The 11031-nt window shown below is 61.2% G+C and carries 8 protein-coding genes and 1 riboswitch; of the genes, 4 read left to right on the forward strand and 4 right to left on the reverse strand.

The window, feature by feature from the left end; all coding sequences use genetic code 11:
• The 4 genes from VGH98_24605 to VGH98_24620 form a co-directional block, all read left to right on the forward strand.
• A partial coding sequence (locus VGH98_24605) for an Ig-like domain-containing protein (GenBank protein HEY2379185.1) occupies positions 1-828 on the forward strand: 828 nt, incomplete at its 5' end.
• A 217-nt stretch (positions 829-1045) separates the two neighbouring features.
• Positions 1046-2992, forward strand: a complete 1947-nt coding sequence (gene asnB / locus VGH98_24610; GenBank protein ID HEY2379186.1) for an asparagine synthase (glutamine-hydrolyzing) — start codon at positions 1046-1048, stop codon at positions 2990-2992.
• Between the two features lie 43 nt (positions 2993-3035).
• Entirely contained in the window at positions 3036-5096 is a 2061-nt protein-coding gene (locus tag VGH98_24615) for a Gfo/Idh/MocA family oxidoreductase (protein HEY2379187.1), read from the forward strand.
• Positions 5093-6400: a glycosyltransferase family 4 protein gene (locus VGH98_24620; protein ID HEY2379188.1), complete on the forward strand. Its 1308-nt coding sequence runs from the start codon at positions 5093-5095 to the stop codon at positions 6398-6400. The genes VGH98_24615 and VGH98_24620 overlap by 4 nt, the downstream gene beginning before the upstream one ends.
• On the opposite strand, the gene VGH98_24625 is transcribed toward VGH98_24620, so the two are convergent.
• From VGH98_24625 to VGH98_24640, 4 genes are all read right to left on the reverse strand, one after another.
• Positions 6376-7251 (reverse strand): hypothetical protein, encoded by an 876-nt coding sequence (locus VGH98_24625; protein HEY2379189.1) that lies wholly within the window; start codon positions 7249-7251, stop codon positions 6376-6378. The two genes, VGH98_24620 and VGH98_24625, sit on opposite strands and share 25 nt — an antisense overlap.
• Positions 7220-7310: riboswitch (cyclic di-GMP riboswitch) on the reverse strand. (Overlaps the previous gene by 32 nt.)
• 169 nt (positions 7311-7479) lie before the next feature.
• The gene (locus VGH98_24630; protein ID HEY2379190.1) at positions 7480-8823 is read right to left on the reverse strand and encodes a phospholipid carrier-dependent glycosyltransferase; all 1344 of its coding nucleotides are present in this window, start codon (positions 8821-8823) and stop codon (positions 7480-7482) included.
• A gap of 163 nt (positions 8824-8986) precedes the next feature.
• Positions 8987-9727, reverse strand: a complete 741-nt coding sequence (locus VGH98_24635; protein ID HEY2379191.1) for a glycosyltransferase family 2 protein — start codon at positions 9725-9727, stop codon at positions 8987-8989.
• 476 nt (positions 9728-10203) lie between these two features.
• Positions 10204-11031, reverse strand: an 828-nt coding sequence (locus VGH98_24640) for an Ig-like domain-containing protein (protein HEY2379192.1), incomplete at its 5' end; no start/stop codon positions are given.

Here is an 11031-nt window from a genome sequence, read left to right on the forward strand (position 1 = left end):
TGGGCGAGCACGAATACCGTCGTGGCCACCGTCTCGGCCACCGGCTCGGTGACGGCCGTCGCCACCGGAAATGCCGGTGTCACGGCGACGGCCGAAGGGCAGAGCGGCACGGCGAACGTAGCCGTCTCGACGCCCCCACCGCCGGGGAACTGGCCGAATGAACCAGCGGGCTTCCGCACCTTGACCGATGTGAATTGGTCGACGCTCACGCCGGGTGGGGGATGGGACAACAATACCGGGACGCGCAACGCCGCGATCATTGCAGATGCGGCGGCGCCGTTCTCCCCGCCCTCGATCTTTCAGATCACGTTCCCGCAGGGCTTCGCTGGCGGCTCGGACCCGGTCAAGTATTGGTTCGACGCGCCCAATAACGAACAGCCGACGGAGCTGTATTATGCGCAGTGGATCAAGGTCTCGAATCCGTGGCAGGGCCATTCGTCCGGCGTGAACAAGATCATCTACTTCAACACCGGCAACACCACCCAAGCCGTGCTGATGGTGATGTTCGGCAGCAGCGCGCCGTACCACCTGCGCTATGAGCTGGAACTGACCGATCCGACCATTTGGCTCAGTCAGAACGTGGCCAATCCGGAGTTCACGTTAGGGACGTGGCATCTGGTCGAGGTGTACATGAAGTTCGGCGCGGGCTCGACGGGGACGTTCCGCTCGTGGTTCGATGGCGCGAAGGTGATGGAGTACACGAACATCAACTACCCCAACAACTGGTTTGGTGAGATCCAGATTGCGCCGGTCTGGGGCGGCATCGGGGACACGAAGGGTGAGACCGACTACTACTGGATCGATCACATCCACATCAGCCGGCCATAGAAGGGCACTCTCTGCCCCTCCGCAAACCTGGCGGAGGGGCCGCGCTCTAACTGTTCGCCGCACTGTGGCGTGACCTCGACAGCGGCACGCCGGATCGCCGCGTCACAGGAGCTTTGTGTCTTAACGAAGTGCGCGTCGCGACAGCGACTTAGCGTCCTCGCTTTCCACGGAATCCACTCATCCGCGTTCGGCGTCAGCCTTGCATTCGCGGGCCTGCGTGTGCGGACTAACCGGAATCCTCAGCGCCAAAACCTTCGAGCAAAACGAGCTCGAGGCGATCACGCGTCGAATGACAGACGCGATCACTCACCGTGGCCCCGACGACAGCGGAATCTTTTGCGATCAGAGTACCAGCTTGGCGTTGGGCTTCCGGCGCCTATCGATCCTCGACCTCTCTCCGACCGGCCACCAGCCGATGCCATCGGCGAGTGGTCGGTTCACGATCGTCTTCAACGGTGAGATTTACAATTATCGCGAGATGCGCCGGGAGCTGAGCCAGGCTGGCTGTCGCTTTCGGGGGCAATCCGACACTGAAGTAGCGCTCGCGGCCTTCGAGCTCTGGGGCGTTACGGCGGCAGTGCAGCGGTTGAGCGGCATGTTTGCGATTGCGCTTTGGGATTCGGAATCGCGAACACTCTCACTCATTCGAGACAGACTTGGCATCAAGCCGCTCTTCGTGTACGCGAAGGATGGACTGATCAGCTTTGGCTCCGAGCTCAAAGCGTTAATCGCTGGCCCCGAGTTCGATCGTACGCTGGATCTGGCTGCGATCGGTGAATACCTGCGATACCTCTACGTTCCATCGCCGCGAACGATTTTTCAGTACGTGCAAAAGCTGTCGCCGGGTCATGTCTTAACGATCACTGATCCGGCGCAACCGCTGCCCGCATCGGTGCCGTATTGGTCGGCCCGCGAGGCGGCACTGCGAGGTCTCGAGCATCCGATTTCGGCCCCGCTTCCTGAGCTCCTCGATGAGCTCGAGTTGCTGCTGGCCGACACGGTCTCGTCGCACTTACAATCCGACGTTCCGCTCGGTGCGTTCTTATCCGGCGGAATTGATTCGTCGACCGTGGTCGCCTTGATGCAGGCCAGGTCGATGCGTCCGGTCAAGACATTCTCGGTTGCATTCGAGCAACAGGACTACAACGAAGCACATCACGCTGCCCTCGTCGCGCAACACCTCGGCACTGACCATACGGAATTGTTATGCACCGACGAGGAGGTGCTCTCCGTCGTGCCGAAACTCCCAGAGTTGTTCGACGAGCCGCACGCTGATACATCGCAGATTCCGGCCTATTTGATCTGCGCACTAGCGCGTCGTTCCGTCACCGTGGCGTTGTCCGGAGATGGTGGCGACGAAGTCTTCGGTGGCTACAACCGCTATACGGTCGGCGAGCGGATGCTCCGTACATCCGCTCGGGTGCCACGAAGAGCGCGACGCGCTCTAGCAAGTTACATCGGCACATTATCCTCGACCCACAGCTCCCGTCGCGGCGTGTTCGAATCGCTTTTGGCTCCCAGGCTGACGCGTGGCGGAATGGGCGATCGGCTTCAGAAGATCGGCAGCTTCATGAGGACCGATTCCGAGGCCGCGATGTACCGCTCGCTCGTCTCGGCCTGGCAGTCACCGAGCTCGATATTGATCGATGACCGACTCACACGAGGCGCCCTCGAGGAGGTCCTGGAGGGCAACGAGCCAGCACGTCTAATCGATCGCATGATGCTCGCCGATCAGCTCACCTATTTGCCCGATGACCAGCTTGCGAAAGTGGATCGCGTCAGTATGGCGGCGAGCCTCGAGGTGCGCGTTCCCTTCGTCGATCACCGCCTCGTCGAATATGCGTGGAGGATTCCGGCTTCCTTGAAGATCCGCGCTGGAGAAGGTAAGTGGCCCGTTAGGCAGGTCCTCTATCGATACGTTCCGCGTCAGCTCCTCGACCGGCCGAAGATGGGATTGTCCGTACCGATTGACCAATGGCTTCGCGGTCCGTTGCGCGAATGGGCGGAGGACTGTATCGCACCGGACCGGCTCGCGCGTGAGGGATTACTGAATCCCAACGCAGTAGGTCAGGCGTGGGATGCTTTGTTGAATGGAAGACGTTATGGCGCGCTCGGAATGTGGGCCGTCATGATGTTTCAATCATGGAGAGAGCGTTGGCTCTGATTAGGCCTTGCCATCACATCGAGAATCGACATTCCAAGTGCCAGTGACTAAAACTCCCGACACGATCGACCCTCCGCTACGCGTTGCTCTCATCGGAGCGGGCAAGATGGGCCGGCATCACGCCCGGGCCATCGCACGACTTGGTCCCTCAGCAAGCCTGGTGGCAGTGGCGGATCCATCGGCATCGGCTCGCGAGGCGATCTTTAACACGTATCCGGCGGCGCAGGCCTTCGAGTCGGTCGATGCGCTGCTCTCCGCAGTCCGTCCCGACGTCGTTCACGTGTGCACGGCTCCCGATACACACGAGGCGGTGGCAACGGCGGCAATCAACGCCGGATGTCACGTCTACGTCGAGAAGCCCTTCGTCACGACGGTTCATGCGGCGAGACGTCTCTTGGCGCTCGCGACCGCGCACCGCGTGAGCGCTTGCGTCGGTCATCAGTTGCTCTTCGAGCCGGTCGCGCGTGCGTTGCTCGAGGCATTGCCCCTGCTGGGACAGGTGGTACACGTGGAGAGCTACTTCTCCTTTCGAACGGTCCGCCGCTCGCCGGACGGTCGCGCTCCCCTTCGGGCCGATCAGCAGCTCGTCGACATTCTTCCGCATTCCGTGTCCCTACTGCTTCGGATTCTGGCCGCGAACTCGCCGGGAGAGACTGAGCTGACGCACGTCGAGGTCGGACCGGCAGGAACGGTCCACGCGCTCGTTAGGCGCGGAGGGATGACTGGTGCACTAGTTGTCACGCTGGAGGGCAGGCCGATCGAGAGTTATGTCAGAGTCGTCGGCTCGAATGGCACTCTCCACGCCGACTTTGTGCGAGGAACGCTTCAGCGCCAGATCGGACCCGGTACCTCCGGTATCGATAAGGCATTGGCGCCATTTCGTCTGGCGTGGCAACTTGGCGTTGGAACAAGCAAGGCGTTGGGCGGCCGCGTGCTGAAGCGGCAGCGCAGCTATCCCGGTCTCACGCAGATCTTCTCGAGATACTACGCATCAATCGGGGCGAGAGGCCCGTCGCCGACACCACCCGAGGAGATTCTCGACACGGTGAGGATCTGCGGGGATATCGCGGGGCGCCTAACTACGGAAGGGCCGGAAACCTCGTCGATCGAGGCGACGTCCCGGTGCGTTCTCGTAACGGGCGGAACGGGTTTCCTGGGCCGCTCGGTTGTGCGCGCACTAAACGCGCGCGGCGCTCGGGTGCGAGTACTCGCGAGGAGATTGCCCTCGGAGTGGGAGCGAATTGCGGGTGTCGAGTACGTCGCGTGCGACCTCGCCGACCAATTGGACGCTCAGCCCATGGAGGACGTGCACGTCATCGTGCATTGCGCCGCGGAGACAGCCGGCGGGAAAGCGGCGCACGAGCGGAACTCGATTGGCGCAACCGATCGGCTTCTCCGCGTCGCGGCAAAGGCAGGCGTCCGTAGCGTGGTGCACGTGAGTAGTCTCGCCGTGCTCGCGTCCAGCCCTCCGCGTAAGCCGCTCGACGAGACCAGTTCACTGGAAGCAGCACGCGAACGGTGCGGACCCTACGTGTGGGGAAAGCTCGAATCGGAACGCATCGCTTCAGAGCTTGGTGCGGAACTCGGTCTCGATATAAAGATCGTTCGTCCAGGCGCCATCATCGATTACAACCGCTTCGAGCCACCGGGCAGAATCGGGAAGCGCCTCGGCAATATCTTCGTTGCCGTTGGGCCCAGACGGTCGAAGGTCGGTACGGTCGATGTCGATTTTGCCGGTCATGCGATTGCGTGGATGGCAATGCACGTGGCGGAGGCGCCCGGAGTTATTAATTTGCTCACACCAGACCTGCCGACGCGCCGCGAACTGGTTGCTCGACTGCGCAGCGCCAATCCGGACTTATCCGTCCTGTGGCTACCGCGAGCCGTTGTCCAACTGCTCTCGTGGCTCGCGCTTCCCGCACAGCGCATACTGCGTCCGGGAACGCCGCCGATGAATATCGCGCGGGCCTTTGCCTCGCAGACCTATGACACGCGGCGGGCGGCGGAGCTTGCACGAACCGTAGCCGCGTCTTTCAGCAATGGCACCGAAGCGCCGGAGGCCGAGACCGGAGAAGTGGCCGACGAGGAGATCGCTGTCGTATGACGGTTGGTCTGGCGAAAAGCGACACAGATGCCGGCCAGCCGCAAATCACGGTCACCCGTCGTCGCTTGCGCATCGTGCACATCTACGATGGCGACTACCCCACTCCCGACGTGCGGACTGAAAAGGTCAGTCGAGCACTGACCGATGCCGGCTGTGAGGTGCATATCGTCGCGCGAAACCGTACCTGGGGGCCGACACGAGAGCAGTTGCCCGAAGGTCTCGTCCACCGGATGCGGCCGCTCAAGTCGTTAGGCCAACGCCTCGATGCCGCGCTCGGCTTCCCGGCGTTCGTGAATCCGCGATGGGTATCGCTGCTCTCGGCAACGGTGCGAACAGTTCGGCCGGACGTGATCATCGCCAGAGATCTTCCCCTGTGTCCGACTGCGCTTTGGGTCGGGCGTCGCTTCGGAGTACCAGTCGTCTTCGACATGGCGGAGAATTACCCTGCCATGATGCGAGACATCTGGAATGTCAGTCGCCAAAGCGCTCTCGACTGGTTTGTGAGAAACCCAACTGCCGTAGCGGCTGTCGAGCGCTACTGTCTTCCTCGGGTTGACCACGTGATCACAGTTGTCGAGGAATCGGCGCGCCGAGTTATCAGCGCCGGCGTGCCGGAGACGCGCGTGAGTGTTGTAAGGAACACTCCATTTCTCTCCCGGCTGCCGACGCTATCAGAGAAGGATCGTTCACCCACGCGTCCGCTCGAGCTCATTTATCTCGGCCTCATCGAGATACCGCGCGGGATCGACGAGGTCCTGGAGGCCCTCGCTATCCTGCGCAGCGAACAGCGCGCCGTGCACTGCACGTTTATCGGTTCTGGACGCGACGAGCAGTTGCTGCGCCATCGTGCGAATGCGCTCGGACTGCAAACGGAAGCGAAGTTCGTGGGCTTCGTTCCGTATCGTGATGCGTTGCGACTTGTTGCACGCGCCGACGTTGGTATAGTCCCCCACCGCGCCACCGAAGCCTGGAACACCACGATCCCGAACAAGCTCTTTGATTACATGGGCGCTGGGCTACCTGTCCTGACATCCGATGCCGCGCCAGCAGCGCGCATCATTCGCGAGGCCGGCGCCGGTGAAGTCTTCCGGTCGCGGGACAGCAGGGACCTCGCGTTCGCCATCACGCGGCTATTCGACTCCGATGTTCGAGCAACGTGTGCCGAAGCCGGTCGCCGGGCGGTCTTCGAGCGATACAATTGGGCTCACGATTCACAGCGACTGCTGCGAGCTATCGAAGCTGCGACCGAGCGAGGCGGCCGATCCGCCGGCGCCGGTTCTTACGGCCGGCTGATGTGGGTGTGATCGATCCAAAAGTAGTCGGTCTCGCTCTTCGTGTCCCCGACGCCGCCCCAGACCGGAGCGTACTGCATCTCGCCAAAGCCGTCGTAGGGGTAGTTCATGTTCGAGTAATTCATGACGAGCGTTCCATCGAGCCACGACTTCAGAATTCCGTCGCCGGACGTGCCGCTCGTGCCGTACTTCAGGTAGACCTCGACCCGATGCCACGTACCTAACGTGAACTCGGGGTTGCTCGCATTTTGATTGAGCCAGTACGTCGGCTGTCCCGTCGCGTCGAGTTCGGCCTCATAGCGCAGGTGGTACGGCGCGCTGGAACCCCACACCACGATGAGCAGCGCATTCGTGCTGCTGCCCGTGTCGAGGAACATGACCTTGTTCACCCCGGACGAATGCCCTTGCCACGGATTCGAAATCTTTAACCAGAACGCGACGTAGAGCTCTTTTGGATGCTCGCCCGAGGGCGCGTCATACCAGAACTTCACGGGCTCTCCGCCGCCGGCGAAACCCTGCGGGAACGTGATCTGAAAGACGCTCGGCGGGGAGAACGGCGCTGCCGCATCGGCGATGATCGCCGCGTTGCGAGCGCCGGTGTTGTTGTCCCATCCTCCGCCCGGCGTGAGCGTCGACCAATCCACGTCGGTCAAGGTGCGGAACCCCGCTGGCTCGTTCGGCCAGTCCCCCGGTGGAATTAACTGCTTGGATGCAGCCGAGGGACTCGAGCAGGCAACGGCCGAGATCAATGCGATGACCGCGACCCGATGACGCGCTGTGTCACCCTTCCACACGGCAATCATGTTCTTCATCTGCTCCCCACAGGTATGGTTCGGCGGCTCGACTGGCTTGGCGCGATTCACGGCGCTGTAGCCTCGGAGCTTTGCGTCGCCGGCTTTCGCCGGGTTTGCCATGTCGGCCAGCCTCTACGAGGTGGTCGATCCTCCGTGTAGCGGATGCGATTCCGAGGGAGCAGATACCAATGCGGCTCGCTCTGTGGTGCGACGACTAATCGAGCGCTCAGTCACGCTAAAGAGCCTTGCTTTCACGAGTGTGTCGGGCGCAGTGGCGTACGTCCACGCAATAAGACCTCACAAGCCAGGAACCTCGTACACGGCGCCATTCGGCCATTGCCGGACAAGCCGAAATCGACGAGCCACTTCAGACCGAAGAGCGAGCGACCACTCGCTCGTGTCGACCACGACATACTTGATGTGGAAGTCCTGTGTCGCCCTCGTTAGATCCTGCGGAGATCCGAGCAGTCGATAGAATTGGTACGATCGGTTCTTCAGGTCGGTGGAAAGGAGTGCGGACGCGAGCACGCGGTCAGCTGGCCGCGTGTTTTCCTGCATCCATCCGACAACATTGGCATACCCGCCGCCACGATTCGCAATGCCATTGGCAGCGAAATAAGCAAGTTCAAATACGATGATCAGTGAGATCGCCGCTGTCTGAGGGCGCACAAGTCGAGCGGTCAAAGGCACCCTCGGGCTGGAGATCGCGTCGATCGCCACGACGGCGAAAAAAAGAATTGCAGGGAAGATGAGATAGAAGTACCTGAGCGGCTGGAACATCTGCGTCAGCAAGTAAGCGCCTCCGATCAGTAACCACGCAGCAAAAAAGAGCGACCCTCGTGGGCGCAAATAAGACGCAACGACGAGACCAAGCGACGCAAGCACCAGAAAGAATGGCTCTTCGCGAAACAATGCCAATAGTGTGCGTCCAGCGAATATCGGATCGATCCCGAAACGGCCGACGCGAACCAACGGATGCGACAGGGCTTCGAAGTGCTTGCCGTCCAACTCGTATTTGAATGCTCGAGTGAATTCGACCGGCCACGAAAGGTAAAGCAATCCGTAGATTGCTCCGGCGACGCCTAACGACACGACCAGGAAGACACATGAACGGAGAGCGACCCTTTTCCAGGGCGACTTCGAATCACTCTCGTGCGTATTCGTCCTAGCGTGCTGTGCGAGGAGCACGGTGCACGGTGCGAGAGCAAAGATGGCATTTACTTTCGTGAGCAGTACCAGACTGAACGCGACTCCCGCCAACACGGCCATTCGCCACCCGTCGAATGTGATCAGGACCATCGTCAGGAGAATGAGCGCAAGTTGAAGTGATTCAATGAGCGCGACACGGGAAGTGAACGCGGCCCACTCAGAGACGCTGAAGAGAAGCGCGCCCCAGAGTGCCAGATCTCGTCGCTCGGTCATTCGCCGGATCAGTACGAAGAAAAGAATTGGCGACGCGGCGCCGGCTAGGGCGCTAATGATGCGCGCGGCGGCGATACTCGGCCCGCTAACCGCGAACACAGCACTCGACAAGACGTGAAAAAAGGGTGACAACAGCGCATGCGTGAGACGATCCATGAACCGGTCACCATAGAGCACGTAGTTCTTGCTGGACTCGGTCCAAAGCCCTTCATCAGCCATCACGCCTGGGAACCGACCAAGTCCGACGAGGCGCAATAGGAGTCCCGCGGTGAAAATCAGAACTAGCGGCCATCGCGTCGGCAGTGCTCGGGCAAGAGTCTTATCGGTCGCGTCGCTTGCAGATGTATAGACGACCGTCGTAGCTGTGCGCGATTGCATTTCGCTAACGGGGTCGATTGAAGTTGAACCGTGTAGTGTGCCAGAAAGCAGCGATGCCATCGCGCCAGTTGATCTTCTTCCCCTCCGCGTACGTGCGACCGCTGTAGCTGATTTGCACCTCGAAGATCCGGGCTCGAGCCTGCGCGAGCCGTGCGGTCACCTCCGGCTCGAATCCAAATCGATCCGTTGTTAGTCTGGGCAAAACCACCTGCCTCGCTAAGTCACCGCGAATGGCCTTGTAGCACGTTTCCATATCGGTGAGGTTGAGATTCGTCAGCATGTTCGAATACATCGTCAACAGCTTGTTTCCTACCGAGTGCCAGAAGTAGAGCACCCGGTGCGGACCGCCGAGGAAGCGCGAGCCGAAGCATGCGTCGGCTCGGCCGTCGATGATCGGCTCGAGCAGCTGATGCCAATCGTCGGGGTCGTACTCCAGATCGGCGTCCTGCACGATCACCACATCGCCGGTGCTCATCGAGAGAGCTTGGCGAATGGCGGCACCCTTGCCGCGATTCACGGGCTGAAGGTGGAGGCGATCGATGCGGCCTGCCTCGAGCAGTCCCTCGAGGAGCTCGCGAGTTCCGTCGGTGGAGCAGTCGTCGACGACTATGATCTCTTTGGCGACGCTCGTGTTGTAGACCTCCTCGAGGATAAGCTCGATGGTGTGTCGCTCGTTGTAGACGGGAATCAAGACCGAGAGGCGAATCGTGCCGCGATCGAGCGGCGTCCGATGCCGGTAACGCATCGTCCTGTGCGAAGCCGGAGCTAGACTGGTCAGACTAAACTCGATCAGGGAAGATTCGGCGGCTGCGTTCGTCATAGGGATAAGCCGTCACAGCGGGTGAATAAGGGAGGAGGCAAAGGCGCAATTGGCAGCAACGATGCCGACAGCCAGAGCCAGTCCCGCTCCTCGAAACGAGATTCCTTGAATTGCGAACGCGTTGCACGATGGCGAGTTGCCAGACGATGGACTCAGGCTGAGCGTCAGCTCGCGGCATCGGCGTCCGCGCGACTGTTGCAACCCCGCAACGCTTCCAGTCGCGTGCGCGACGACTGTGGAATCTCTCGAGGAACGACTACGCCGGCTGGACGCTCATGCGAGGCCGCCGTCCAGCTGCGATTCGAAACACGAATGGGACGGACACAGCAGGGAGCGAGCTAACCCTGGGGGATCAGAACCTTCAGATCCGTCGAGTGAGCTCGCCCCTGCCTGGCTGCGTGTTACGGCCGGCTGACGTGGGTGTGATCAATCCAGTAGTAGTCGGTCTCACTCTTCGTGTCACCGACGCCACCCCAGACCGGCGCGACCTGGATCTCGCCAAACCCGTTGTTCGGGTAGGCCATATTCGTGTACTCCATCACCTTCGCGCCGTCGAACCACGAGCGGAACGTCCCCGTCGAGCCCGCGCCGTACTTCATGTACACCTCGACCAGATGCCACGTCCCTAACGTGAACTCCGGATTGGCCACATTCTGACTGAGCCAATACGTCGCACTATTGAACTCGATCTCATAGCGCAGACGGTACGGCGTGCTGCTGCCGAACATCACCATGAGGATCGCTTCCGTGGTATTGCCGGTGTTGAAGAAGATGATCTTGTTCACTCCGGACGAATGTCCCTGCCACGGATTCGAGACCTTGATCCACTGCGCATAATACAGCTCCGTCGGCTGTTCGTTATTGGGCGCGTCGAACCAATACTTCACCGGATCCGAGCCGCCCGCGAACCCCTGCGGGAACGTCATCTGAAAGACGCTCGGCGGGGAGAACGGCGCTGCCGCATCGGCGGTGATCGCCGCGTTGCGCGTGCCGGTGTTGTTGTCCCAACCGCCGCCCGGCGTGAGCGTGGACCAATTCACATCGGTCAAGGTGCGGAAGCCCGCTGGTTCATTCGGCCAGTTCCCCGACGGTGGGGGCGTCGAGACGGCTACGTTCGCCGTGCCGCTCTGCCCTTCGGCCGTCGCCGTGACACCGGCATTTCCGGTGGCGACGGCCGTCACCGAGCCGGTGGCCGAGACGGTGGCCACGACGGTATTCGTGCTCGCCCA

The sequence above is a fragment of the Gemmatimonadaceae bacterium genome, from assembly GCA_036496605.1.
In the GTDB taxonomy this organism is placed as follows: domain Bacteria; phylum Gemmatimonadota; class Gemmatimonadetes; order Gemmatimonadales; family Gemmatimonadaceae; genus AG2.